Source organism: Burkholderia sp. HAN2018, from assembly GCF_024704855.1.
Classification (GTDB): domain Bacteria; phylum Pseudomonadota; class Gammaproteobacteria; order Burkholderiales; family Burkholderiaceae; genus Burkholderia; species Burkholderia cepacia.
In genome coordinates, this window is record NZ_QOBB01000040.1 from 38,475 (window position 1) to 61,883 (window position 23,409).

The 23,409-nt window shown below is 68.2% G+C and carries 23 protein-coding genes and 2 tRNA genes; 16 read left to right on the forward strand and 9 right to left on the reverse strand.

Features of this window, described 5'->3' with window-relative positions; genetic code table 11:
• Nucleotides 1–8: 8 nt before the first annotated feature.
• Genes DPV74_RS13055 through DPV74_RS13065 form a run of 3 tightly spaced genes read right to left on the reverse strand, consistent with a single transcriptional unit; the run spans nucleotide 9 to nucleotide 2,082 of the window.
• The gene (locus DPV74_RS13055; RefSeq protein WP_021159704.1) at nucleotides 9–410 is read right to left on the reverse strand and encodes a Rieske 2Fe-2S domain-containing protein; all 402 of its coding nucleotides are present in this window, start codon (nucleotides 408–410) and stop codon (nucleotides 9–11) included.
• On the reverse strand, nucleotides 407–1,066 hold the full coding sequence (locus DPV74_RS13060; protein WP_027788016.1) for an HAD-IA family hydrolase: 660 nt from the start codon (nucleotides 1,064–1,066) through the stop codon (nucleotides 407–409). Before DPV74_RS13060 ends, DPV74_RS13055 begins: the two co-directional genes overlap by 4 nt.
• A gap of 11 nt (nucleotides 1,067–1,077) precedes the next feature.
• On the reverse strand, nucleotides 1,078–2,082 hold the full coding sequence (locus tag DPV74_RS13065) for an RluA family pseudouridine synthase (protein ID WP_027788017.1): 1,005 nt from the start codon (nucleotides 2,080–2,082) through the stop codon (nucleotides 1,078–1,080).
• Nucleotides 2,083–2,805: 723 nt separating this feature from the next.
• Here DPV74_RS13065 and DPV74_RS13070 point away from each other — a divergent pair.
• From DPV74_RS13070 to DPV74_RS13095, 6 genes are all read left to right on the forward strand, one after another.
• A complete protein-coding gene (locus DPV74_RS13070) occupies nucleotides 2,806–5,934 on the forward strand; it encodes an Rne/Rng family ribonuclease (protein WP_119337350.1) in 3,129 nt (1,042 codons plus the stop codon).
• A 130-nt stretch (nucleotides 5,935–6,064) separates the two neighbouring features.
• Nucleotides 6,065–7,177 (forward strand): GTP 3',8-cyclase MoaA, encoded by a 1,113-nt coding sequence (moaA, locus tag DPV74_RS13075; protein WP_021159709.1) that lies wholly within the window; start codon nucleotides 6,065–6,067, stop codon nucleotides 7,175–7,177.
• Nucleotides 7,178–7,203: 26 nt separating this feature from the next.
• On the forward strand, nucleotides 7,204–7,821 hold the full coding sequence (gene mobA / locus DPV74_RS13080; RefSeq protein ID WP_048022956.1) for a molybdenum cofactor guanylyltransferase MobA: 618 nt from the start codon (nucleotides 7,204–7,206) through the stop codon (nucleotides 7,819–7,821).
• 105 nt (nucleotides 7,822–7,926) lie between these two features.
• On the forward strand, nucleotides 7,927–9,225 hold the full coding sequence (gene glp / locus DPV74_RS13085) for a gephyrin-like molybdotransferase Glp (RefSeq protein ID WP_119337351.1): 1,299 nt from the start codon (nucleotides 7,927–7,929) through the stop codon (nucleotides 9,223–9,225).
• A gap of 39 nt (nucleotides 9,226–9,264) precedes the next feature.
• Entirely contained in the window at nucleotides 9,265–9,540 is a 276-nt protein-coding gene (locus DPV74_RS13090; RefSeq protein ID WP_006401288.1) for a hypothetical protein, read from the forward strand.
• The gene (locus DPV74_RS13095) at nucleotides 9,537–10,022 is read left to right on the forward strand and encodes a GNAT family N-acetyltransferase (protein ID WP_027788021.1); all 486 of its coding nucleotides are present in this window, start codon (nucleotides 9,537–9,539) and stop codon (nucleotides 10,020–10,022) included. Before DPV74_RS13090 ends, DPV74_RS13095 begins: the two co-directional genes overlap by 4 nt.
• A gap of 88 nt (nucleotides 10,023–10,110) precedes the next feature.
• Here the strand turns inward: DPV74_RS13095 and rmuC are convergent, their stop codons facing one another.
• From rmuC to pncB, 5 genes are all read right to left on the reverse strand, one after another.
• Nucleotides 10,111–11,589, reverse strand: coding sequence for a DNA recombination protein RmuC (rmuC, locus tag DPV74_RS13100; RefSeq protein WP_021159713.1), 1,479 nt, complete (start codon nucleotides 11,587–11,589; stop codon nucleotides 10,111–10,113).
• Nucleotides 11,586–12,575 (reverse strand): D-glycerate dehydrogenase, encoded by a 990-nt coding sequence (locus tag DPV74_RS13105; RefSeq protein ID WP_021159714.1) that lies wholly within the window; start codon nucleotides 12,573–12,575, stop codon nucleotides 11,586–11,588. Before DPV74_RS13105 ends, rmuC begins: the two co-directional genes overlap by 4 nt.
• A gap of 81 nt (nucleotides 12,576–12,656) precedes the next feature.
• Entirely contained in the window at nucleotides 12,657–14,087 is a 1,431-nt protein-coding gene (locus DPV74_RS13110; RefSeq protein ID WP_027788023.1) for a sodium:proton antiporter, read from the reverse strand.
• Nucleotides 14,088–14,130: 43 nt separating this feature from the next.
• Nucleotides 14,131–14,793, reverse strand: a complete 663-nt coding sequence (locus tag DPV74_RS13115; protein WP_060196080.1) for a lactate utilization protein C — start codon at nucleotides 14,791–14,793, stop codon at nucleotides 14,131–14,133.
• A gap of 88 nt (nucleotides 14,794–14,881) precedes the next feature.
• The gene (gene pncB, locus DPV74_RS13120; protein WP_021159717.1) at nucleotides 14,882–16,081 is read right to left on the reverse strand and encodes a nicotinate phosphoribosyltransferase; all 1,200 of its coding nucleotides are present in this window, start codon (nucleotides 16,079–16,081) and stop codon (nucleotides 14,882–14,884) included.
• Nucleotides 16,082–16,381: 300 nt separating this feature from the next.
• Between pncB and fdxA the strand changes: the two genes are divergently transcribed.
• The 8 genes from fdxA (at nucleotide 16,382) to DPV74_RS13160 (ending at nucleotide 20,766) form a co-directional block, all read left to right on the forward strand.
• On the forward strand, nucleotides 16,382–16,705 hold the full coding sequence (gene fdxA / locus DPV74_RS13125) for a ferredoxin FdxA (RefSeq protein WP_011351384.1): 324 nt from the start codon (nucleotides 16,382–16,384) through the stop codon (nucleotides 16,703–16,705).
• A gap of 103 nt (nucleotides 16,706–16,808) precedes the next feature.
• Nucleotides 16,809–16,884, forward strand: a tRNA-Asn gene (locus DPV74_RS13130).
• A 71-nt stretch (nucleotides 16,885–16,955) separates the two neighbouring features.
• Nucleotides 16,956–17,031, forward strand: a tRNA-Asn gene (locus DPV74_RS13135).
• A gap of 119 nt (nucleotides 17,032–17,150) precedes the next feature.
• Complete coding sequence (locus tag DPV74_RS13140; protein ID WP_027788025.1) at nucleotides 17,151–17,636, forward strand: CreA family protein; 486 nt, start codon at nucleotides 17,151–17,153, stop codon at nucleotides 17,634–17,636.
• 61 nt (nucleotides 17,637–17,697) lie between these two features.
• A complete protein-coding gene (locus DPV74_RS13145; RefSeq protein WP_119337352.1) occupies nucleotides 17,698–18,597 on the forward strand; it encodes an AraC family transcriptional regulator in 900 nt (299 codons plus the stop codon).
• A gap of 122 nt (nucleotides 18,598–18,719) precedes the next feature.
• The gene (locus DPV74_RS13150) at nucleotides 18,720–19,487 is read left to right on the forward strand and encodes an AzlC family ABC transporter permease (protein WP_059486557.1); all 768 of its coding nucleotides are present in this window, start codon (nucleotides 18,720–18,722) and stop codon (nucleotides 19,485–19,487) included.
• Complete coding sequence (locus DPV74_RS13155; protein WP_119337353.1) at nucleotides 19,484–19,822, forward strand: AzlD domain-containing protein; 339 nt, start codon at nucleotides 19,484–19,486, stop codon at nucleotides 19,820–19,822. Before DPV74_RS13150 ends, DPV74_RS13155 begins: the two co-directional genes overlap by 4 nt.
• Before the next feature lie 161 nt (nucleotides 19,823–19,983).
• Entirely contained in the window at nucleotides 19,984–20,766 is a 783-nt protein-coding gene (locus DPV74_RS13160; RefSeq protein ID WP_027788029.1) for a DUF4088 family protein, read from the forward strand.
• 123 nt (nucleotides 20,767–20,889) lie between these two features.
• On the opposite strand, the gene DPV74_RS13165 is transcribed toward DPV74_RS13160, so the two are convergent.
• A complete protein-coding gene (locus DPV74_RS13165) occupies nucleotides 20,890–21,291 on the reverse strand; it encodes a hypothetical protein (protein WP_027788030.1) in 402 nt (133 codons plus the stop codon).
• A 269-nt stretch (nucleotides 21,292–21,560) separates the two neighbouring features.
• Here DPV74_RS13165 and DPV74_RS13170 point away from each other — a divergent pair, with 269 nt between their 5' ends.
• Together DPV74_RS13170 and norM are read left to right on the forward strand one after the other, a co-directional pair.
• Entirely contained in the window at nucleotides 21,561–21,779 is a 219-nt protein-coding gene (locus tag DPV74_RS13170) for an RNA-binding S4 domain-containing protein (RefSeq protein ID WP_021159725.1), read from the forward strand.
• A 134-nt stretch (nucleotides 21,780–21,913) separates the two neighbouring features.
• Nucleotides 21,914–23,302, forward strand: coding sequence for a multidrug efflux MATE transporter NorM (gene norM, locus DPV74_RS13175; protein WP_059681811.1), 1,389 nt, complete (start codon nucleotides 21,914–21,916; stop codon nucleotides 23,300–23,302).
• The last annotated feature ends 107 nt before the right edge of the window (nucleotides 23,303–23,409 follow it).

Sequence of the window (23,409 nt, forward strand, 5' to 3'; positions counted from 1 at the left end):
TGTTGTCGTCAGTCGGTCGTGGCGGAAACGGCGGGACGCAGGTCGGCGTCGGGCACCCAGAATACCGCACGCCCGTCGGCCGTGTCGCGCTCGTCGACCTCGACCGGCCGCAGCCGGCCGCCACGGCACGGGCCGCCGACGCACTTGCCTGTGTTCGGCTCGTAGATCGCGCCATGCGTCGCGCACATCAGGTAGAGGCCCGACGATTCGAAGAACTGCCCTTCGGCCCAGTCGAGCTCCATCGGCACATGCGCGCAGCGGTTCAGGTAACCGTATGCGCGCCCCTCGTAGCGCACGAAGAACACGACGGCCTGCTCGCCGCGCAGCGTCGCGTCGACGCGCACGCCGGCACCGCCGTCGGCCAGGGCATCCGATGCGCACACGCGCATCGCGTCCGGCGCCGCGCTCATGCGTGCTCCCGCAACCACGCGGCCAGCGCTTCGACGTCCGGCGCGACGAAGCGCGGCGTGAGCGCAGCCAGCGCATCGGCCGTGTGCGCGCCGTAAGCGACACCAACGCCGGCCGCCCCGGCACTCGCGGCCATCTGCAGGTCGTGCGTCGTGTCGCCGATCATCACGGTGCGAGAAAGATCCTGCCCCAGTTCCCGGGACAGCTCGTGCAGCATCGCCGGATGGGGTTTGGAGAAAGTCTCGTCCGCGCAGCGCGTCGCATCGAACAGGCTCGTCAGCTTCGACTGGTCGAGCACGCGATTCAGCCCGACCCGGCCCTTGCCGGTTGCCACCGCGAGCAGATAACCGGTGTCGCGCAGCTCGGCGAGCAGTTCGCGCACGCCGGCGAACAGCTCGATGCGCTGGTCGTCGAGCAGATAGTGATAGCGGTAGCGCTCGGCGAGCCGCGAATAGTCGGACGGATCGAGGGTCGGAGCGGTAATCTGCAGCGCGTCGCGCAGGCCGAGGCCGATCACGTAGCGCGACGCCTCGTCGGACGGCGTGGGCAGGCCGAGATCGCGGCATGCGGCCTGGATGCTGTGCGCGATGTGCGCAGTCGAATCCATCAGCGTGCCGTCCCAGTCGAAGACGATCAGGTCAAATTGCTGTCGAGCCATGCGGTTCAGGTTCAGGCGGTATCGCGCAATGCGCTGAGTTGGTCGAGGAAGCGCCGGCATTCGTCCGGCAGCGGTGCATCGAACTGCAGCGCCTCGCCGGTCAGCGGGTGGGCGAGCCGCAGCCGGTGCGCATGCAGGAACATCCGTTTCAACGACGGCTGCGCATTCGCGCGCGCCAGCGCCTTGTTCAGTGCGAAATCGCCATACTTGGCGTCGCCGGCGATCGGCAGGCCGAGATGCGCGAGATGCACCCGGATCTGATGGGTCCGACCCGTTTTGAGTTCCGCTTCGACGAGCGCGTAGTCCGGCCAGCGGTCGACGAGGTTGAACACCGTATGCGACGGCAGCCCGTCGTCCTGCACGCGCACGCGGCGCTCCCCTTCCGGGGTCGAATACTTGAACAGCGGCGCCTTCACCGCGCGACGGCGGCCCCAGTCGGGCTGCCATTCGCCGTGCACGCACGCGAAGTAGCGCTTGTCCATCCGGTTCTCGCGAATCTGCTCGTGCAGGCCCACCAGCGCCGTGCGCTTCTTCGCGAGCATCAGGATCCCGGACGTCTCGCGGTCGAGCCGGTGCACGAGTTCGAGGAACTTCGCACGCGGGCGCGCCTGGCGCATCTGCTCGATCACGCCGAACGCGACGCCGCTGCCACCGTGGACCGCGACCCCCGCCGGCTTGTCGATGACGAGCATCGCGTCGTCCTCGTACAGCACGTGGAAATTCGCGGGCGGCACGACGGGCGTGTCGGCGCGCGCGAGGTCCGCCGCCGCCACGCGCACGGGCGGCACGCGAACGATGTCGCCAAGGGCCAGACGGTACTGCGCGTCGATCCGGCCCTTGTTCACACGCACTTCGCCGCTGCGCAGGATCCGGTAAATATGGCTTTTGGGCACGCCTTTACAGACGCGCAACAGGAAGTTGTCGATCCGCTGACCGGCCGAGTTTTCGTCGATCTCGATCATCGATACCTGGCCGCTTGCGACCGAATTCTGGGATATTTTGCCTAACTCATTCATACTGAATATAATTTTGCCCAGCTTGACGTTGTGGGTGGCCTGACCGGCCGGCCCCGACCGAATCGGGCAAGGCGCAAGCGCAAACCGCTATTTTACTTGCGCCGGGGGTCCGCTGCTCGCCCCTAATCAAAGAGATGCAGCAAGTTGCACGCACGGCACCGCTCGCCGGCAAGGATCGCGCCCACAGGCGGATTCGGTCGGCAAGGTGCCGCGGTAACGGAAAGTTGGTTGAAAAGAATTTGATCGGCAGCCAGACGGCGCGAAGTGCGTCCGCAAGCTGCCGGTTGCGAAAATTACGGCGTTGCGCCCGATTTGGTTCCGCGAAGCGTGCGGGACTTGGCGACGTCAAACCAGGGAAGTACACCCCAAGCGGGAAAGTCGGGCTGGATTCGATACTCCCCGCTGCGGCCCAAGCCGCAGCATCTGCCGCCCGTCGGCGCGCGCGACGCATTGCGCGCGCCCGTGGCAATGCCCGGACTCAGGCTTAGCGCGCTTGTGCAGCGTGCGGTGTGTGAACGCCGTGCTTTGAAGCCGTATTCGCAGGTGCCCTACGGCCGCCGGCCCCGTCTTTCGGGGCCCAAGCGCCTCTTCAGGCAATTCTCCCCGCCATCGTTCCCGCTCCAGCGTGCTTGTGACAACACAACAAGGTGCGGCCTGCCGTCGTTCCCGCCCTCGCGACTGACAACCGCGAGGCGCCGGCAGCGGAGCCGCCTGGAGCCGTTCATGAAACGCATGCTGTTCAATGCGACGCAGCAGGAGGAGCTGCGCGTCGCCATCGTCGATGGGCAGAAGCTCATCGACATCGACATCGAAACCGCCGGGCGCGAACAGCGCAAAGGCAATATCTACAAAGGTGTCATCACCCGTATCGAGCCGTCGCTCGAAGCGTGCTTCGTCAATTACGGCGAAGACCGCCACGGGTTCCTGCCGTTCAAGGAAGTCGCCCGCCAGTATTTCAAGGAAGGCATCGACATGCGCTCCGCGCGCATCCAGGATGCGCTGCGCGAAGGCCAGGAGCTGATCGTCCAGGTCGAGAAGGAAGAGCGCGGCAACAAGGGCGCCGCCCTCACCACCTTCATCTCGCTCGCCGGCCGCTACCTGGTGCTGATGCCGAACAACCCGCGCGGCGGCGGCGTGTCGCGCCGGATCGAAGGCGACGAGCGTCAGGAACTGCGCGAAACGATGGCGCAACTGCAGATTCCGGACGGCATGAGCATGATCGCCCGTACCGCGGGCATCGGCCGCAGCGCCGAGGAACTGCAGTGGGACCTGAACTACCTGCTGCAACTGTGGCGCGCGATCGAAGCGGCGTCGCAAAGCGGCAACGCCGGCCAGCCGATGCTGATCTACCTGGAATCGAGCCTCGTGATCCGCGCGATCCGGGACTATTTCCAGCCCGATATCGGCGAAATCCTGATCGATACGAACGAGATCCACGATCAGGCCCGTGCATTCATGGACATCGTGATGCCGGACAACGTCGCGAAGGTGAAGCGCTACCACGACGACGTGCCGCTGTTCTCCCGCTTCCAGATCGAGCACCAGATCGAGACCGCGTACTCGCGTACGGTGCCGCTGCCGTCGGGCGGCGCGATCGTGATCGACCACACCGAAGCGCTCGTCGCGATCGACGTGAACTCGGCGCGCGCGACCAAGGGCGCGGACATCGAGGAAACGGCGACCCGCACGAACCTCGAAGCGGCCGACGAAGTCGCCCGCCAGCTCCGCCTGCGCGACCTCGGCGGCCTGATCGTGATCGATTTCATCGACATGGAATCGGCGAAGAGCCAGCGCGAAGTCGAGCAGCGCCTGAAAGACGCGCTCAAGCATGACCGCGCGCGTGTCCAGATGGGCAAGATCTCCCGTTTCGGCCTGATGGAGCTGTCGCGCCAGCGCCTGCGTCCGGCCCTGTCGGAAGGCAGCCACGTGACCTGCCCGCGTTGTAACGGCACCGGCCACATCCGCGATACCGAATCGTCCGCGCTGCAGGTCCTGCGGATCATTCAGGAAGAAGCGATGAAGGAAAACACCGCGGCGATCCACTGCCAGGTGCCGGTCGAGGTGACCGCCTTCCTGCTCAACGAAAAGCGTCAGGAAATCAACAAGATCGAGTCGCGCTTCAAGGTCGGCATCGTGCTGATCCCGAACAAGCACCTCGATACGCCGCACTACAAGCTCGAGCGCCTGCGCCACGACGACGCACGTCTCGACGATCCGCGCGCATCCTGGAAGATGGCCGAGGAAGCGGCCCGCGAACTCGAGTCGGAAACCGGCTACAGCAAGCGCGCGGCGGAAGTGAAGCCGAAGCAGGAAGCCGCGGTCAAGGGCATCACGCCCGAGCGTCCGGCGCCGAGCCCGGCACCTCAGCGTCCGGTCGAACCCGTTGCCGCGCCCGCGCCCGTCGCGCCGGCAAGCGGCGGTTTCATCGGCTGGCTGAAGGGCCTGTTCGGTGTGGCGCCGGCTCCGGCGCCCGCACCGGTTGCCCCGGCACCGGCGAAGGAGCAGGCAGCCCGCCCGGCTCGCGGCGAACGCGCCGAGAAGTCCGAGCAACGCGGCGAACGCGGCGGCGATCGCAACCGCAACCGTCGCGGCGGCGCCCAGCAGGCACAAGGCGGACGCGACCAGGCTGCGGCAGGCCGCGGCCAGCAGCAACGCCAGGAACGCGAAGGCAAGGAAGTGCGTGAAGCACGTGAGCCGCGCGAGAACCGCGAACCGCGCGAGGGCCGTGAGCCGCGTGAAGGTCGCGAGATCCGCGAAGGCCGTGAGGGCCGCGAAGGTCGCGAGGGCCGTGGCCCGCGCGAAGGCCGCGAGCCGCGTGAAAGCCGCGAACCGCGCGAGAACCGCGAACCGCGCGAACGTGCCGAGCAGCCGGAAGGCGTCGAAGCCGCCGGCCGTGGCGAGCGTCAGGAACGTCGCGAGCGCGGCGAGCGCCGCAAGCCGACCCAGCATGCGGCTACGCTCGAAACGGTCAACCGTGGCGAAACGCATCCGGAACCGGACGCCGACAAGGCCGTCGCCGAGGCCCTGCCCGGCGCCGAACTGGCAGCCGACGCGGAAGCCGGCGCGCGTGATGGCGAGGAACGTCGCCGTCGCCGTCGCGGCCGCCGCGGCGGTCGCCGCGAGCGCGAGGAAGACGGCGCAGTCGTCGACCACGCCGAGCAAGGCGCAGATGGCGAAACCGCCGTGCAAGCCGTGACGCCGGAAGCACCGGCTGCTGCCGAACCGGCCCACACGGCCGCACCGGCAGTCGTCGTGGCCGCGGCTGCGGCAGGCGCCGTCGTCGCCGAAGCAGCGGTCGAGCACCACGCCGAACCGGTTGCGCCGGCCGCTGCCGAGCCGCAGCCGGCACCGGTACACGTCGAAGCGGCTCCGGTCGAACCGGCGGTTGTTGCCCACGCGGCAGAACCGGCTCCGGTCGCACCGGCCGTCGAAACGGAAGCCGGTCCGGCTCCGGTCGCGGTTTCGCCGACGGACGCGTTCGAAGTGCCGGCAGCGCCTGCCGCGGTCGAAGCACCGCAGTCCGCGCCCGTCGAGCAAGTCGCGCCGGCCGTGGCGATCGAAGCCGCTCCGGCGGCTGTCGAGCCGGCACCGGTCGAAGCTGCGCCGGTCGAGGCCGTCGCAGCACCGGCACCGGTTCCCGCACAACCGGCAGCCGCGCCCGCTTCGGCGAGCCTGGATGTCGTGCTGGAGCAGGCCGGTCTCGTCTGGGTGAACACGGACGCCGACAAGTTCGCCGCCGCGCAGGAAGCCGCGTCGCGACTCCCGCGTCCGGCTCGCGTGCCGCGCGAACGCAAGGCACTGCCGCCGGTCGATACGGCCCCGATGCAGCAGGTCGAAACGACGCATCACTGACCGGCACATCGCCCGACCAGGAAAAGCCCGCCTCCGGCGGGCTTTTTCACGTCCCGCTGCGGGTTTCCGCCCACCGGCCCGGCCCGCCGCTTGCGGCTAAAATAGAGGCTTGGTTCGCACTTCTTTCAACATGTCCCGACGCATCATTCCTCTCGCCGACGTCAGCGGGATGCCGGACGTCTCCGGCGTCGCGCACGCCCCGGACGGCACGCTGGCCGACACGCTCGCCAGGCCGCTGCGCGACCTGCGCATTTCGGTGACGGATCGCTGCAACTTCCGCTGCGTGTACTGCATGCCGCGCGCCGTCTTCGACAAGGACTACCCGTTCCTGCCGCACAGCGCGCTGCTCACGCATGAGGAAATCGAACGCGTGGCGCGACTCTTTGTCGCACACGGCGTCGAGAAGATCCGCATCACGGGCGGCGAGCCGCTGCTGCGCAAGAATCTCGAATTCCTGATCGAGCGCCTCGCCCGCCTGACCACGCATGACGGACGCCCGCTCGACCTGACGCTCACGACCAACGGTTCGCTGCTCGCCCGCAAGGCGCGCGCGCTGAAGGACGCCGGGCTCACGCGCGTGACGGTCAGCCTCGACGCGCTCGACGATACGCTGTTCAAGCGCATGAACGATGCCGAGTTCGCGAGCGCCGACGTGCTCGACGGCATCTTCGCCGCCCAGGCCGCGGGCCTCGCGCCGGTCAAGGTCAACATGGTCGTGAAGCGCGGCACCAATGACAGCGAGATCCTGCCGATGGCGGAGCGTTTCCGCGGTACCGGCGTGATCCTGCGCTTCATCGAGTACATGGACGTCGGTACGTCGAACGGCTGGAACATGACCGAGGTGCTGCCGTCGGCGGACGTCATCGCACGCATCGCCGAACACTTCCCGCTCGTACCGCTCGAGCCGCACACGGCGGCAGAAACCGCGCAACGCTGGGGCTACGCGGACGGCAGCGGCGAGCTCGGCGTGATTTCGAGCGTCACGCAGGCCTTCTGCGGCGACTGCACGCGCGCGCGGCTGTCGACCGAAGGCAAGCTGTACCTGTGCCTGTTCGCGTCGACGGGCCACGACCTGCGCGCACTCGTGCGCGGCGGCGCGAGCGACGCCGAGATCGCGACCGCGATCGCCCGCATCTGGCAGGCCCGCACCGACCGTTATTCGCAGCTGCGCGGCAGCGCGTCCGCCGACACCGTGCCCGACGGCGCCGGCAAGCGTGTCGAGATGTCGTATATCGGCGGCTGACGCACGCTGCCCTCCGCCTTCTCGCGATGCCTGCTTCCACCTCTCCCTCGATCGCCGGCCTGCTGCTCGCAGGCGGGCGGGCCACGCGCATGGACGGCGTCGACAAGGGCCTGCAGTTGCTCGACGGCACGCCGCTCGCGTTGCACGTGCTGCGCCGTCTCTCGCCACAGGTCGACGAAACACTGATCAGCGCGAATCGCCATGCCGATCGTTATGCCGAACTCGGTGCGCCGTTCGACGCGCGCATCGTCGCGGACGAAACGCCCGACTTCCCCGGCCCGCTCGCGGGCCTGCTCGCCGGCATGCGGGCGGCACGCGCGCCGCTCGTCGCGTGCTCGCCATGCGATACGCCCTACCTGCCCGCCGACCTCGTCGCACGGCTGCACGCGGCGCTCGACGCGCAGCAGGCCGACATCGCCATGGCGGTGACCGTCGACGCGCAACAGGCGCGCTCGCCGCAGCCGACGTTCGCGCTGCTGCGCACGTCGCTGGCCGACGATCTCGCCGCCCGGCTCGCGGCCGGCGACCGCAAGGTGCGTGCGTGGTACGCACGCCACAAGACGGTCGAAGTCGAGTTTCACGACGAGCGTGCGTTTTACAATGCCAACTCCTGGCAGGAACTCGCCGCGCTGGCCCGCCGCTGACGGCACTCGCGCGGTTCCCGCCCGCCGCACGCGAAACCCGCGCCCAGGCACCCTCCTCGCGCCACCGGCCACGAACCCGATACGCCTTGCGGCGCAGTCCGACTGATGATCACGCAATCCTCGCCCGCCTCCCGAAGCGCCCCCGATTCCGATGCCCCGCTGTCGCTCGCCGACGCGCAGGCACTCGCGTGCCGCTTTGCGGTGCCCGTCGCGGCGTGCGAGACGGTGGCGCTGCGCAATGCGCTCGACCGCGTGCTCGCGGCCGACGTGAACGCACCGTTCGACATTCCCGCGTACGACAACTCGGCGATGGACGGCTACGCGTTCGACGGCAGCACCGGCACGCACGCGGCGCCGCAAGCGGATGTCGCGCTGACGGTCGCCGGCACCGCGCTCGCCGGCCATCCGTTCGACGGCACCGTGGCGGCCGGATCATGCGTGCGCATCATGACGGGCGCGCCGATGCCGGCCGGATGCGACACGGTGATTCCGCAGGAACGCGTGCGCGCCGACGGCGACACGATTCGCTTCGTCGCGCATGACATCGCGCGCGGCGCGAACTGCCGCAAGGCCGGCGAGGATCTCGCGCGCGGCGCCTGCGCGCTCGCCGCGGGCCGCATCCTGCGACCGTCCGATCTCGGCCTGCTCGCGTCGTTCGGCATCACCGAGGTCACGGTGCGCCGGCGCGTGCGCGTCGCCGTGTTCTCCACCGGCGACGAACTGCGCGAGCCCGGCGAGCCGCTCGGCCCCGGCGCACTGTACGACAGCAATCGCGGGATGCTGATCGCGATGCTCGAACGACTGCATGTCGACGCGGTCGACCTCGGGATCGTCCGCGACGACCCGGCCGCGCTCGAAGCCGCATTGCGCGACGCCGTCGCCGCGCAGGCCGACGCGGTGATCACGTCCGGCGGCGTATCGGTCGGCGAAGCCGACTTCACGCGCGACGTGATGGCACGGCTCGGCGACGTGACGTTCGCCAGCCTCGCGCTGCGTCCCGGCCGGCCGCTCGCGTGCGGCACGCTCGCACGCGCGCCCGGTGGCACCGGTCACGCGCTGTTCTTCGGCCTGCCCGGCAATCCGGTCGCGTCCGCCGTGACGTTCTACGCGATCGTGCGCCCCGCATTGCTGACGCTGGCCGGCGCGCAGGCCCAGCCGCCGGCGATGCATACGGCACTCAGCACGCATGCGCTGAAGACGCGCCCGGGCCGCACCGACTATCTGCGCGGCATCGCGACACGCGCCGCCGACGGCCGCTGGCACGTCGCACCTGCCGGCTCGCAGAGTTCCGCGTCGCTGAGCAGCCTCTCGGCCGCCAACTGTTTCATCGTCCTGGGCCACGATACCGCGGCAGTCGACGCGGGCACCCCGGTCGACATCCTGCCGTTCGACGGCCTGATCTGAATTCCACTATCGGTATATCTCTACGGGGGCAATCCGCACATGAAGAAACAAATTTCGTCGATCGCCGCGGGGCAGACCGCAAAGGCGCTGATCCTCGTCTACCTGACGTTCAGCGTGCCGATCGTGCTGCTCGGCATTCTCGTCGCCTACGTTCGTTACGGGATGGTCGAACTGAGCACGATCCTGAGCGCGCTGCTGCTGAACGCCATCCTCGGCTTCGTGTTGCTGTGGATCGCGTGCCACGCGTACAACTGGGTCGCATCGCGCTTCGGCGGCATCGAGATCGTGCTGTCCGATCCGCCGGAGGAAGCGTGAGCGGCACGCCGCTGATCCGTGCGGCGCAAGCGAGCGACGTCGGTGCGATCCTCGCGCTGATGCGCGAGCTCGCCGAATTCGAGAAGCTCACGCACCTGTTCGTCGCGACCGAGGCCGACCTCGCCGACGCACTGTTCGGCGCGCGGCCTGCCGCCGAGGCACGGGTGGCCGAACACGACGGCGCAATCGTCGCGTATGCGCTGTTCTTCCACAATTACTCGACGTTCCTCGGCCGCCGCGGCCTCTATCTCGAGGATCTGTACGTGCAGCCGTCGCAACGCGGCACGGGCCTCGGCACCGCGATGCTGCGTCACCTCGCGGCCCTGGCCGTCGAGCGCCGTTGCGGGCGCTTCGAATGGTCGGTTCTCGACTGGAACCAGCCTGCGATCGATTTCTACGAGAAGATGGGCGCCACCGTGCTGCCCGACTGGCGCATCGTTCGCGTGACGGGCGACGCGCTGGACACGCTCGCCGGGCATTGAGCGCATCGCGGCCGCACCGACAATCGCTGAATGAAAAAACGGGCGCCGCGGCGCCCGTTTTCGTTCCGGCCGGTATCGGCAACACGCGTCACGCGTCGTCCGCATCGGCGCCGTCGCTACCTTCCGCACCGAGCAGCCCGGCCGCCGCGTCGCCCGGCAGCGCCTCGACCTGCTTCAGCTTGCGGTTCATCACGCGCGTACGCTGCTCGGCGGACTCGATCGAGCGCGTGACCGTTTCGAGCTGCGCCTTCGTACGTGCGAGCACGTCGCCGAACTTGCCGAATTCCGTTTTTACCGCGCCGAGCACCTGCCACACCTCGCTCGATCGTTGCTCGATCGCGAGTGTGCGGAAACCCATCTGCAGGCTGTTCAACAGTGCGGTGAGCGTCGTCGGGCCGGCCACCGTCACGCGATAGTCGCGCTGCAGCAGGTCGGTCAGCCCCGGGCGACGCAGGATCTCCGCATAGAGCCCTTCGGTCGGCAGGAACAACAGCGCGAAATCGGTCGTGTGCGGCGGCGCGACGTATTTCTCGGCGATCGTGCGCGCCTCGAGCCGCACGCGCGCTTCGAGCGCGCGGGCCGCTTCCTCGACCGCCGCCGCATCGGCGCGCTCCTGCGCGTCGATCAACCGCTCGTAATCCTCGCGCGGGAATTTCGCGTCGATCGGCAGCCACACGGGCGGCGCGTCGCGCGTACCGGCATCGCGCCCCGGCAGCCGGATCGCGAACTCGACGCGCTCGCTGCTCTTCGGCACCGTCGCGACGTTCTTCGCGTACTGCTCGGGCGTCAGCATCTGCTCGAGCAGCGCCTCGAGCTGCACTTCGCCCCAGGTGCCGCGCGTCTTCACGTTGGTCAGCACTTTCTTCAGATCGCCGACGCCCGCCGCGAGCGTCTGCATCTCGCCGAGCCCGCGATGCACCTGCTCGAGCCGGTCCGACACGAGCTTGAACGATTCGCCGAGCCGCTGCTCGAGCGTCGCGTGCAGTTTCTCGTCGACGGTGCGGCGCATCTCCTCGAGCTTCGCCGCATTGTTCGTCTCGATTTCCTTCAGCCGCTGCTCGAGCGTCGCGCGCACTTCGCCGATCCGGCGATCGTTCGCCTCGGTCAGTTGCGTGAGCTGCCGGTTCAACGTGTCGCCGAACAGCCTGAGCGCGCCCGTCTGCTCCTCGCGCGCCTGCTGCGCCTGACGCTGCAGGCTCTCGCGCATCGCGTCGAACTGCTGCGCATTGCCGGCGACGAGCTTGCCGAGCTGCTGGGCGAAGCCCTCGACCTGGTTGTTCTGCACGGTCGCCACGCTCGTCAGCTGCGCGGCGAGCGTCTGCTGAAGCTGGGCGAAACTGCCGGCCAGCTCGGTGCGCGAGCCGCGCGCGTTCTCGACGATCTCGCCGCGCAATTCGCGTTCGAGCCGCTCGACCGCGCGCGCCTGCGCGTGCGCGGCGTCCTCGATCTGGTCGCCCAGTACAGCCGTATCGTCGTGACGGCCAGCGCCACGCATGAGCGCGACGATCGCCACCGCGAGCGCGACGGCCAGCACGACGACCGCCGCAAGCAACAACGTCATCGTCATGCGCGCGGCTTCCCGATCACGTCAGGGTTGATCGGATTCGGCGGCCGCCCCGCGCGCGGCCCTTCGCCCAGCGCGGCGATCAGGTTGTCGGCGGCGAGGTTCGCCATCGCGCGGCGCGTTTTTTCGGTCGCGCTCGCGATATGCGGCGTCAGCACGACGTTCGGCACCTCGAGCAACGCCGGATGCACCGTCGGCTCGCCTTCGTACACGTCGAGGCCGGCGGCGGCGATCGTCCCGTCGCGCAGCGCGACGGCCAGCGCCGCGTCGTCGACGATCCCGCCGCGCGCGATGTTGGTCAGCGTCGCGGTGGGCTTCATCTTCGCGAGTTCGGCCGCGCCGATCGTATGGTGATTTTCCTGCGTGTACGGCAGCACGAGCACGACGTGATCGGCGCGCGCGAGCAGCGCATCCTTCGATACGTATTCGGCGTTCAGCTCGGCCTCGATCTCGGGCGCGACACGCGACCGGTTGTGATAGATCACCTGCATCCCGAAGCCGCGCGCGCGGCGCGCGAGCGCCTGGCCGATGCGCCCCATTCCGATCACGCCGAGCGTCGAGCCGTAGATGTCACTGCCGAGGAACCCGTCGTAAGCCCACTTCTGCCAGTGGCCGGCGCGCAGCCAGTGCTCGGATTCGGCGATCCGGCGAGCGGCGGCCATCATCAGCGCCCAGCCGAAATCGGCGGTGGACTCGTTCAGCACGTCGGGCGTGTTGGTGCCGAGCACGTTCGCCGCGTTGAACGCAGCCATGTCGAAGTTGTTGTAGCCGACCGCCATGTTCGCCACGACGCGCAGGCGCGGCGCGGCGGCGAGCTCGGCCGCGCCGACCGGATCGCCGGCCGTCAACGCACCGTCCTTGTCGGCCAGACGCGCGGCGAGCGCGCCGGGCGCGAGTGCGTCGCCGTTGTTCCAGTCGACGTCGAAATATTGCTTGAGCCGCTCGATCACGTCCGGAAAGATCGGACGCGCGACCAGGATCTTCTGCATCGCCATCTCCGCATGCCGCGGGCGGATCGAAGCGCGCCGTGCGCCGCCGGGACCGCCCGCTCAAGGTTGAAAATCGTCAGCTTACGCCGTGAAGAAAAGCCACGACGTCAGCAGGAATACCGGTATCAGTACGACCAGCGCCCAGCCGAGATACGCGAAGAAGCTCGGCATCTTCACGCCGCGCGATTCGGCGATCGCCTTCACCATGAAGTTGGGTGCGTTGCCGATATAGCTGTTCGCGCCCATGAACACCGCGCCCGCGGAAATCGCGGCGAGCGTCGACGCGCCGGTCGTCATCAGCGACTGGGCATCGCCGCCCGCGAGGTTGAAGAACACGAGATAGGTCGGCGCGTTGTCGAGGAACGACGACAGGATGCCCGTCGCCCAGAAGTACATCGCGTCGATCGGCTTGCCGTCTGGCCCCGTGACGAGGTGGACGATCTGCGCGAACGCGCCGTCGGCGCCGGCGCGCAGGATCACGATCACCGGCGCGATCGTCACGAAGATCCCCGCGAACAGCTTCGCGACTTCCTCGATCGGCGCCCAGTTGAACGCGTTGCCCTCGCGCGCGGAGCGCGGCGTCAGCGCGAGCGACGCGAGCGTCACGCCCACGAGCGCGACATCGCGCACGAGGTTCTGCAGCGCGACGTGCGTGCCCCATACGTCGAACGCGATGCCCGGCTTCCAGATGCCGCTCATCAGCACGAGCGCAACCACGGCCGCGAGCAGCACGAAGTTGATCTTCCCGTCGATCGACAGCGCCGCGCCGTCCGGCGTCGGGTCGAGCACGGCCGGCCGCTCCTCGCCGCCCTTCCGGTAGAAGTACGTATCGAGCACGAAGAACAGCGTCAGCAGCACCGCGCAGATGAACAGCATCGGCAGCGCGAGGTGCGTGGTCGTCCAGAAGAAGCTCACGCCGTTCAGGAAACCGAGGAACAGCGGCGGATCGCCGAGCGGCGACAGCGAGCCGCCCGCGTTCGCGACGAGGAAGATGAAGAAGATCACGACGTGCACGACATGCTTGCGGTTGTCGTTGGCGCGCAGCAGCGGCCGGATCAGCAGCATCGCGGCGCCCGTCGTACCCATCACGCTCGCGAGCAGCGTGCCGAGCGCGAGGATCGCGGTATTGAGCTTCGGCGATCCATGCAGATTGCCGTTCACGCAGATGCCGCCCGCGACCGTATAGAGCGCGGTGAGCAGCACGATGAACGGAATGTATTCCTCGAGCAGCGCATGCACGAGCGTGCCGAACGCGGTGCCCGCACCGAACGCGAATCCGAACGGGATCAGGAACACGACCGCCCACGCGGCGGCAATCTTGCCGAAGTGGTGATGCCAGAAGACGGGGGCGACGAGCGGGAACAGTGCGATGGACAGCAGGATCCCGGCGAACGGGATACCCCAGAGGGCAGACAGCGCGGCACCGTCGAGCGTTGCGGCCGATGCAAGCGCGGGAACGGCGCCAAGCGCGATCCCCGACGCCATGCCCGCCCAGGCGGCATGTCGTTTCATGCAGAACTTCCTTGTTCGAATGGTGGTGGATGCAGCGGGCGCGTCATGCGCCCCGTACGACGATCACGTGAACGCGGTACGGGCCGTGCGCGCCCAGTACGATGGTCTGCTCGATATCGCCCGTGCGCGACGGGCCCGACACGAAATTGACCGCGCGCGGCAATTCGCCGCGCTCCGCGCGGATCAGCGCAAATGCGTCTTCATGACCGGCGACGATCCGCGACGCGGGAACGATCGCGATGTGCGTTTCCGGCAGCAGGCCCGCCGACGCATAGGTGTCGGGGCCGGACAGCAGCACCAGCGAGCCCGTTTCGGCGGTCGCGCAAAAACAACCGGTAAGGCCGACCAGATCGCCGTCGCGCGGCTTGCGGAACTCGACCGACAGGCCTGCGCCCGCCCAGTCGAAATCGGCCAGCGTGCGCCATGCGACGGCCTGCGTCGGCAGGCCATGAGCGGACAGGTAGCGGGCCGCGGCGGCCGGCACATCGGCAAGCGCCGCGACTTCGTCGACCGTCGTCGACAGACGGGCCGCTTCGTCGACGAATGCCGCGACGAGGTCGGCCGGCGCCGGCGGGCGCGGGCCCTCCGGATGACGGGCGAGATAGTCGGCAACGCCGTCGCGCTCGGCCGCATCGGGTTCGGCCGCACGCCCCTGCGCCGCGCGAATGCGCGCGAGGATCTGGCGACGGGCAGCGGAAGTGTCCATGAACGGTCCTCGTGACGTTGGCGGGCGATACCGTCGGATTATACCGGCCGGCCCCGCCGCAACGCAGTTTTGGCCGTTCGGCCGACGCTTACTTCGACGCGCCTTCCTCGACCGGCTGCGCGATGCCGAACACCTGGCGCAGGTACGCGAGATACGCCTTGTCGTCGCACATGCTCTTGCCCGGCGTATCCGACAGTTTCGCGACCGGCTGCCCGTTGCAGCGAACCATCTTGATCACGATCTGCAGCGGCACGTAGCCGAGGTCGTTCGTGAGGTTGGTGCCGACGCCGAATGCGAGCTTGCAGCGGCCGCGGAACCGTTCGTACAACTGCATCACCTTCGGGATGTCGAGCGCATCCGAGAACACGAGCACCTTGGTGCGCGGGTCGCAGCGGTTCGCCTCGTAGTGGCGCAGCATGCGCTCGCCCCACTCGAACGGATCGCCCGAATCGTGGCGCGCGCCGTCGAACAGCTTGCAGAAGTACATGTCGAAGTCGTTCAGGAACGCGTCCATCCCGTAGACGTCCGACAGCGCGATCCCGAGGTCGCCGCGATATTCCTTCGCCCACATCTCGAAACCGTAGATCTGCGAATCGCGCAGCCGCGGGCCGAGCGCCTGGCACGCCTGCAGATACTCGTGCGCCATCGTGCCGAGCGGCGTGATGCCGTGCTTCATCGCGTACAGCACGTTGCTCGTGCCGGCGAACTGCGGGCCGAGCCCGTCGCGCAGCGTGAGGGCGACTTCCTCGTGCCACACCTTCGAGAAGCGCCGGCGCGTGCCGTAGTCGGCGATCTTGCAGTCGGCGAACTCGGGCTTCGCGCCGAGCAGCTTGATCTTCTCGCACAGCCGCTCGCGACCTTCGCGATAGTCGGGCTCGCGCTGCGTGTTGCGGAAATAGACTTCGTTGACGATCGCGAGCACCGGGATCTCGAACAGGATCGTGTGCAGCCACGGCCCCTCGATCACGATGTCGATCTCGCCGTTGCCCTTCGGCGATGGCGTGATCGAGATGTATTTCTCGTTCAGGTGGAACAGCGCGAGGAAGTCGACGAAATCGCTCTTGATGAAGCGCATGCGCCGCAGGTAGTCGAGTTCGACGTCGGTGAAGCGCAGCGAACACAGGCCGCGCACCTCGTCGCGGATCTCGTCGATGTACGGCACGAGATCGACGCCGGGCGTACGGCACCGGAAGCGGTACTCGACGTTTGCGGCAGGAAAGTGATGCAGGACGACCTGCATCATCGTGAACTTGTAGAGATCCGTGTCGAGCAGCGAAGTGATGATCATGATTACGGCACCGCCAGTATCGTGACAGGGCCCCGGCGCACCGCGCGCCGCCCGGTCTGCCGGCCATGTTACCCGAATGCGGGCCCGACCATCGCGAAACCGCCCGCCGCCCTGCCCGGCCACGCCGCCGTACGGCACACGCGCCCCGTCGGCGAGTCCCTTCTGCGGGCCGCCATAAACTAATCACGAAACGATATAAGCCGGATAGCCGACCACGCCATGCGGGTTTTGCGCTTCAGTTACAATGCCGGTTTTGGCGCAAACGCCACCCCATATATACCGCCAAGCAGGAGCGTTTTAATGACTCACGTTGTGACCGAAGGCTGCATCAAGTGCAAATACACGGACTGCGTGGATGTGTGCCCGGTGGATTGCTTCCGTGAAGGTCCCAACTTTCTCGCCATCGATCCGGACGAGTGCATCGATTGCGCCGTGTGCGTCGCCGAGTGCCCGACCAATGCGATCTATGCCGAAGAAGACGTTCCGGGCGACCAGCAGCAGTTCACCGCGCTGAACGCCGAGCTGGCAAAGGACTGGCCGTCGATCACGAAGACCAAGCCGGCACCGGCCGACGCGGACGAGTGGAAGGACGTGCAGGACAAGCTGCACCTGCTCGAGCGCTGATCGCGCAGCGGCCGCAAAAAAATTTTTGTGCGCCGCGGCCCAAAAGTGTTGACAGGTTGATCAACGCTCCATACAATCTCGTTTCTCTGCTGTTGTTGTTTGTTCCCCGATAGCTCAGTCGGTAGAGCGCCGGACTGTTAATCCGTAGGTCCCTGGTTCGAGCCCAGGTCGGGGAGCCAAAAACGCAAAGGCCCGTTGAAAGTGGACGGGCTTTTTGCTGGTAGACAAACAAGCAGATGTACCGATTTATTCCCCGATAGCTCAGTCGGTAGAGCGCCGGACTGTTAATCCGTAGGTCCCTGGTTCGAGCCCAGGTCGGGGAGCCAAATAGCGAAAGGCCCGTCATTCGACGGGCCTTTTGTTTTTCCGGCCCGCCTTTCGGCTTTCGTCGCCCGGTCGCGCGCATGCTAGAGTCTCTGTCCCGCATTCGCATCCGGTTCCGTCGATGAAGCACCGCCTCCTCCGCTCAGCACCACTCGCCCTCCTGCTTTCCGCATTCGCCGCGGCACCGCTCGCGCACGCGGAGGAAGTCGGCAGCGTCAACACCCATTTCCGCGTCACGGGCTCCGATCGCGTGGTCGTCGAGGCGTATGACGATCCGGTCGTGAACGGCGTGACCTGCTACGTGTCGCGCGCGCGCACCGGCGGGATCAAGGGCACGCTCGGCGTCGCCGAGGATCCGAGCGAAGCGTCGATCGCGTGCCGGCAGGTCGGCCCGATCAGCTTCAAGGAGCCGCTCAAGCAGCAGACCGACGTGTTCAGCGAGCGCATGTCGTTCATCTTCAAGACCCTGCACGTCGTGCGCGTGGTCGACACCAAGCGCAATACGATCGTCTACCTGACCTACAGCGACCGCATCGTCAGCGGCAGCCCGAAGAACGCCGTCACCGCGGTGCCGATGCCGGCCGGCACGACGATTCCGGTCAAGTAAAGCCCGCGCCTGCCGGGCGCGCGAGCGATACACTGTCGGTTCGACCGCTCCGCGCCCGATCATGTCCGCCACCCGCCTTCCCGACTCCGCACGCTACTGGCGCACGCCGCTGCTGCCGGATGCGGATCTCGTCACGGCCACCTATCGCAACCATACGTTCGCGCCCCACTGGCACGACGCGTACACGATCCCCGTGATTCTCGAAGGCGCGGAACGCTTCACCTATCGCGGCAGCGGCCATGTCGCAGAAACCGGCACCGTGCCGGTGATCAATCCCGGCGAAGTGCATACGGGCTCGCGTGCGGCCGACGAGGGCTGGTGCTATCGCGTCAGCTACATGCCGGTCGATTTCATCCGCGAACTCACCAGCGCGATCGCCGGCCGCCCGCAGGACGCGCCGTGGTTTGCGCCCGACGTGATTCGCGACGCCGACCTGGCGGCGCGGCTCACGCTGGCACACCGGATGATGGAGGCTGGCAGCGAGCACGCACTGCCCTCGCAGGCGCACGGGCAAGCAGTTGACGTTCCGGCGACGGGCGCACCCCGCATCTACGATCCGCTCGCCGCCGAAACGGCGATGCTCGATGCGTTGTCGACGCTGATCGTGCGCCATGCCGACGCCCAGCCGCGACCGGCGCCGCTCGCGTCGGACGAACCCCGCGTCGACGCGATGCGCGAACGGCTCGCCGCCGATCTGACGTGCACGGTGACGCTCGACGAAGTCGCGCAGGCAGCCGGCCTGTCGCCGTTCCATGCCGCGCGCCTGTTCACCCGCACGAACGGCATGCCGCCGCATGCGTGGCGCAACCAGCTGCGCCTGCAGCGCGCGCTGGCGCCGCTGCGCGCGGGCGTGCCCGTCGCCGATGTCGCGGCGGCCAGCGGCTTCGTCGACCAAAGCCACTTCACACGACATTTCAAACGCATGTTCGGCGTACCGCCCGGGCGCTGGCAGGCGAGCTGACGCGCGGCGTCCGGCCCGCCAACGCGATGCCGCCGGCGCCTGCAAGCAGGCAAGCACCGGCTCGCCGCCCAAGCGCAAGAACATACAAGCCGGCTCGCCCCCCGCCCGCTATCCTCCCGTTCATGGAGGAGCACCCTTTGAACCCGACACCCGCATCGCCCGCTCGCCGCCCGTTCAACGAATGGCTCGACGGCGCGCGCGACACGATCCCGATGATGATTGGCGCCGCCCCGTTCGGCGTGATTTTCGGCACGCTCGTCGGCGGCGGCCCGCTCGCCGCGTGGCATGGCACGCTGATGTCGCTCGCCGTGTTCGCGGGCTCCGCGCAGTTCATCGCGCTCGGCCTGATCGCGGGTAGCGCAAGCTTCGTCGTCGTGCTCGCGACCACGCTGATCGTGAACCTGCGTCACCTGCTGTACAGCGCGACGCTCGCGCCCTATGTCGCGCACCTGCCGCTGCGCTGGCGCGCAACGCTCGGCGCGCTGATGACCGACGAGGTGTTCGCGGTCGCCTATGCGCACTACCGGCATTTCCCGCCCGGCGCGATTGGCCCCCACTACTTCTTCGGCTCGGGGCTCGCGATGTACCTGAACTGGCAGGTCTGGACGCTCGCGGGCATCGGTTTCGGCGCGGCGTTCCCGGGCCTGCAGTCGCTCGGCCTCGATTTCGCGATGGCGGCCACCTTCATTGCGATCGTCGTCCCGCAGCTCGGCACCCTGCGCTATTTCGCGGCGGCCGTGACGGCCGGCACGCTGGCGTACTTCTGGCAGGGCTGGCCGTACAAGCTCGGACTGCTCGGCGCCGTCGCCGCCGGCGTCGCGATCGGCGTCGCGCTCACGCTGCTGCACGAACGATCGCGTGCCGGCTCGCGCACGGAGGCCGCATCGTGAGCTACGCGCTGCTGATTCTCGGGATGGCCGTCATCACGTACGCGATCCGCTCGACGTTGTTCCTGTTCGGCGAACGGCTGGCCTTCCCGCCGCTCGTGCGGACCGCGCTCGGCTTCGTGCCCGTCACCGTGCTGACCGCGATCATCGTGCCGATGGCCGTCTCGCCGCACGGCGGCACGGCCGAGCTGACCTGGCGCAATCCGCAGCTCGTCGGCGCGCTGGCGGCCGTGCTCGTATCGGCAATGACCCGCCGCCCGCTCGTGACGATCGCGGCAGGGCTCGCGGTGTTCTTCTTCTGGCAAGGGGTCGTGCTGCCCCACTGGCTGCCCGCCTGAGCACACGCTCGGTCACCCGCGCTCAAGTTTCCGCCCGGCAGGCCGATATAGGAGATGAAGACCCGCCACCGGCCTCGGCGCGCACCGGTCAGTCGACGCTGCGCCCGCCCCGGTGCGCCGTGCCGGCCGCCGGCTTGCGCGGGCCGCCATCGAGACGATTCATGGGCCAGATCACCCTTTCCCTCAAGGACGACACGCTCGAGTCCCTGCGCAAGGACTACGACGCGTTCGTCCGCGTGTCGCTGAAACTCGACCCGCAGTTCGCGACGCCGTCGTTCGAGGATTTCCTGCGCGCCAAACTGCTCGACAACATGGTGCCGCTGACCGAGCACGCGGTGCAGCGGATGCTGCAGGGCGGCCAGTACGCGTGGGCCAAACGCACGCTCGACAAGGAATTCCCGGACGTCGTCGCGATCCTGATGCGACAGGCCGGCGAATTCGGCTTCGGCTTCGCGTCCCGCTCCGAATGGACCCCCGACGAACTCGCGAAGGCTTGCCGCGACTGGGCGAAGGCGATCGTCGCCGAAGCGCAGGGCGACCCGTCGCTGATCGACCCGCTCGCGTCGCAGATCAAGGGAGCGGCGCAAGACATCCAGGCACTCGAGGAGCTGATGCAGACGCCGGCGTGGCGGCTCGCGGAATCGCTGCGGCAACGGGTCTACGAGGCCAAGCTCGCGTGCGAGATGAGCGTCGGCAGCACCGCGCGCGACAAGCTCGGCGAACTGCGCGGGCTGCTGCGCCTCGGGCTCGCGCACGGCTCGTTCCAGAAGCAGGAAGCGCAGCAGATCATGGAATACCTGCGGCTGCTGAAGCCGGAGATCTTCGTCGAGGAGCCGTACGACGTCTTCGCACGGCTCGCCGCGTGGCTGCGCAGCGTATTCACCCCGGCTGCCGCGCGGCCGGCACAGGGTCCGGGACAAGGGCAAGGACAGCGCCGCCCGTAACGGCACCCCCATGCGCATCGACACACGAAAACGGCCCGGTTCGCGCAATGCGGACCGGGCCGTTGGATGACCGCCGTCGCGACGCACCGTCAGGGACGAGCGTCGCGCGGCGCCAGGCACCGCTTACTGCGTGGCGCCCTGGGCCGATGCACCGCCCTCCGCACCGACCGATGCGCCGCCTTCGGTCGCTTCGCCGGCCTTCGCCTTGGCCGAACCGACATGGCTCTTGGCCGACTTCGCGGCATGCTTCGTGTGCTTCTTGGCCGAATGGACGGCCGACGACGCCGTATCCTTCGCGCCGTCGGCTGCCGCGCCGACCGCATCGGTTGCACCGCCGGCAGCATTGCCCGACGCGTTCGCGCCCGCACTGCCCTGCATGCCGGCACCGACACCCGCCGCCGGCGTCTGCGCCTGCACGCCGGCACCGGCCGTGCCCTGCACCGCCGTGCCCGTCTGGGCAAATGCGGCCGAAGTAGCGAACGCCGTCAGCGCGGCACCGATCAGCATCGTACGAATCTTGGACATGGCAATTCTCCTCAGGAAGTTGTGAGCCCGAACCGCAGCGATGCGGCCCGTCGCTTCCCCTGCCGCAACACGCAGCAGGTACGAAAAAGACCCGCGGCGCGCCCGGCCGGTTCTCGAATCTCTCAGACTGTTACCCACCGTTTCATTTGCTGACGAATCGCTCACAGTCCTTAACAACTGCATGCCGCGGCGGCCCGCGCTCGCGTGCCGGCCCGTGGTGCCGTATGATGCGGAGCGTTTCCTCCCGCGCCTTGCGCACCTTCTTCGTCATGCCCAACCTGGATTTCACGCTGACCGGCGAATACGTCGAGCTGCACAACCTTCTCAAGATCACCGGCCTCGCGGACAGCGGCGGCAGCGCGAAGCTGATCGTTGCGTCCGGCGCGGTGAAAGTCGACGGCGCGGTCGAACTGCGCAAGACCTGCAAGATCCGCGCGGGCCAGGTCGTCCTGCTCGGCGACACGCGCATTGCGGTGCGCGAAGCCTAGGGCCGACGGTTCCCCTGCCTGCGACATGGCCATCGGCGCGCGCGTTCGACACGGTTCGAATAAAGCCGTAAGCTAGCCGTCTCTCAAAATAAATACATATAGCGCGGGCCCGCACCCGCGCGAGCGCCCATTCCATGTCGCATTCCGGTCTTACGCGGACGGCCGCCGCGCCGCCGTCCCTGTCCAGTCATGCCGCCGATACCGCCCGCCTCGCCGCGCCGCTCGCGATCGCGCAGCTCTCGCAGATGGCGATGAGCGTCACCGACACGGTGCTGCTCGGCTCGCTCGGCCCCGACTCGCTCGCCGCGGGCGGGCTCGGCGCGAACTTCTTCTTCGTCATCGTGACCGTGCTGCAAGGCGTGCTGTCGTCGGTCAGCGTCAGCGTCGCGCACGCGCGCGGCGCCAAGGCCGACGAGCGCGTACCGCACATCTACTGGACCGGCTTCGCACTGTCCGTGCTGCTCGCGATTCCCGCCATCATCGCGCTGTCGCTGTCCGAACCGATCCTGCTGATGTTCCACGAGCCGCCGTTGCTCGCGCATCACGTCGGCGAATACACGGGCATCCTGCGCTTCGCCGCGCTCGGCAGCCTGATCGGTGTCGGGCTGATGCGTGCATTCCTTCCGGCGATCGGTGCGGCGCGGCGGCTGCTGTGGGTGTCGATCGGCGGCGTCGGCGTCAACGCCGTGCTGAACTACGGCCTGATCCATGGCGCGTTCGGGCTGCCGCGCCTCGGCTTCCTCGGTTCGGCGGTCGCGACGACGATCACGATCTGGCTCACCGCCCTCGCCCTGATCTGGCTGCTGCACGGCCGGCAGCGCTTCCGTCATTTCGTCACCGCCGCGCGCCCGAAGCTGCCCATGATGGGCGAGCTGATCGGCATCGGCTGGCCGGTGGCGATCACGTACGGGGTCGAGTCGACGCTGTTCCTCGCAACCGGCCTGACCATCGGCGTGCTCGGCGCGACGTCGCTGGCCGCGCACCAGATCGCGCTGAACGTCGCGTCGGTGGCGTTCATGGTGCCGCTCGCGATCGGCCAGGCCGCCAACGTGCGCGTCGGCTACTGGGTCGGCGCGGGGGCGCCCGTCGCCGCGCGGCACGCGGGTTTCGTCGCACTCGGCCTCGGTGTCGCGTTCATGACGCTGTCGGGCATCGTGCTGATCGTCGCGCCGCACGCGATCGTCGGCCTGTACCTGAACCTCGACGATCCGTCGAACGCGGCCACGGTGTCGCTCGCCGCGTCGCTGCTCGGCATCGCCGCGGTGTTCCAGATCGTCGACGGCGCGCAGACCGTCGCGTCGGGCGCGCTGCGCGGCCTGAAGGACACGCGCATCCCGATGCTCGCAGCGACCCTCGGCTACTGGGGCATCGGTTTTCCGACCGGCTACTGGTTCGCGTTCCACGTGGGCCTCGGCGCCCGCGGCCTCTGGTGGGGTCTCGCGGCCGGCCTTGCCAGCGTCGCCGTGCTGATGGGGTGGCGCTTTCATCTGAAGAGCGCGTCGCTCATGACGTCGCCGCACTGAGCGCGACACGACGCGAAATCCCGGCCGGCGCTATGCTAGTCGGCTGAAGACCTCGAGACGCCGCGCCAGCGGCGCGACTGCCTCACGATACGTCTGGTTATGCCTGA

What these genes read in the sequence shown, in the direction of transcription:
- DPV74_RS13060 (WP_027788016.1), bottom strand. Translation starts at nt 1,066, where the DNA reads ATGGCTCGACAGCAATTTGACCTGATCGTCTTCGACTGGGACGGCACG.
- DPV74_RS13090 (WP_006401288.1), top strand. Translation starts at nt 9,265, where the DNA reads ATGAAGAAACAAATTTCGTCGATCGCCGCGGGGCAGACCGCAAAGGCG.
- DPV74_RS13160 (WP_027788029.1), top strand. Translation starts at nt 19,984, where the DNA reads ATGGGCCAGATCACCCTTTCCCTCAAGGACGACACGCTCGAGTCCCTG.
- DPV74_RS13065 (WP_027788017.1), bottom strand. Translation starts at nt 2,082, where the DNA reads ATGAATGAGTTAGGCAAAATATCCCAGAATTCGGTCGCAAGCGGCCAG.
- DPV74_RS13110 (WP_027788023.1), bottom strand. Translation starts at nt 14,087, where the DNA reads ATGAAACGACATGCCGCCTGGGCGGGCATGGCGTCGGGGATCGCGCTT.
- moaA (WP_021159709.1), top strand. Translation starts at nt 6,065, where the DNA reads ATGTCCCGACGCATCATTCCTCTCGCCGACGTCAGCGGGATGCCGGAC.
- DPV74_RS13140 (WP_027788025.1), top strand. Translation starts at nt 17,151, where the DNA reads ATGAAGCACCGCCTCCTCCGCTCAGCACCACTCGCCCTCCTGCTTTCC.
- norM (WP_059681811.1), top strand. Translation starts at nt 21,914, where the DNA reads ATGTCGCATTCCGGTCTTACGCGGACGGCCGCCGCGCCGCCGTCCCTG.
- mobA (WP_048022956.1), top strand. Translation starts at nt 7,204, where the DNA reads ATGCCTGCTTCCACCTCTCCCTCGATCGCCGGCCTGCTGCTCGCAGGC.
- DPV74_RS13105 (WP_021159714.1), bottom strand. Translation starts at nt 12,575, where the DNA reads ATGCAGAAGATCCTGGTCGCGCGTCCGATCTTTCCGGACGTGATCGAG.
- rmuC (WP_021159713.1), bottom strand. Translation starts at nt 11,589, where the DNA reads ATGACGATGACGTTGTTGCTTGCGGCGGTCGTCGTGCTGGCCGTCGCG.
- DPV74_RS13145 (WP_119337352.1), top strand. Translation starts at nt 17,698, where the DNA reads ATGTCCGCCACCCGCCTTCCCGACTCCGCACGCTACTGGCGCACGCCG.
- pncB (WP_021159717.1), bottom strand. Translation starts at nt 16,081, where the DNA reads ATGATCATCACTTCGCTGCTCGACACGGATCTCTACAAGTTCACGATG.
- glp (WP_119337351.1), top strand. Translation starts at nt 7,927, where the DNA reads ATGATCACGCAATCCTCGCCCGCCTCCCGAAGCGCCCCCGATTCCGAT.
- DPV74_RS13165 (WP_027788030.1), bottom strand. Translation starts at nt 21,291, where the DNA reads ATGTCCAAGATTCGTACGATGCTGATCGGTGCCGCGCTGACGGCGTTC.
- DPV74_RS13070 (WP_119337350.1), top strand. Translation starts at nt 2,806, where the DNA reads ATGAAACGCATGCTGTTCAATGCGACGCAGCAGGAGGAGCTGCGCGTC.
- DPV74_RS13170 (WP_021159725.1), top strand. Translation starts at nt 21,561, where the DNA reads ATGCCCAACCTGGATTTCACGCTGACCGGCGAATACGTCGAGCTGCAC.
- DPV74_RS13115 (WP_060196080.1), bottom strand. Translation starts at nt 14,793, where the DNA reads ATGGACACTTCCGCTGCCCGTCGCCAGATCCTCGCGCGCATTCGCGCG.
- fdxA (WP_011351384.1), top strand. Translation starts at nt 16,382, where the DNA reads ATGACTCACGTTGTGACCGAAGGCTGCATCAAGTGCAAATACACGGAC.
- DPV74_RS13150 (WP_059486557.1), top strand. Translation starts at nt 18,720, where the DNA reads ATGGAGGAGCACCCTTTGAACCCGACACCCGCATCGCCCGCTCGCCGC.
- DPV74_RS13055 (WP_021159704.1), bottom strand. Translation starts at nt 410, where the DNA reads ATGAGCGCGGCGCCGGACGCGATGCGCGTGTGCGCATCGGATGCCCTG.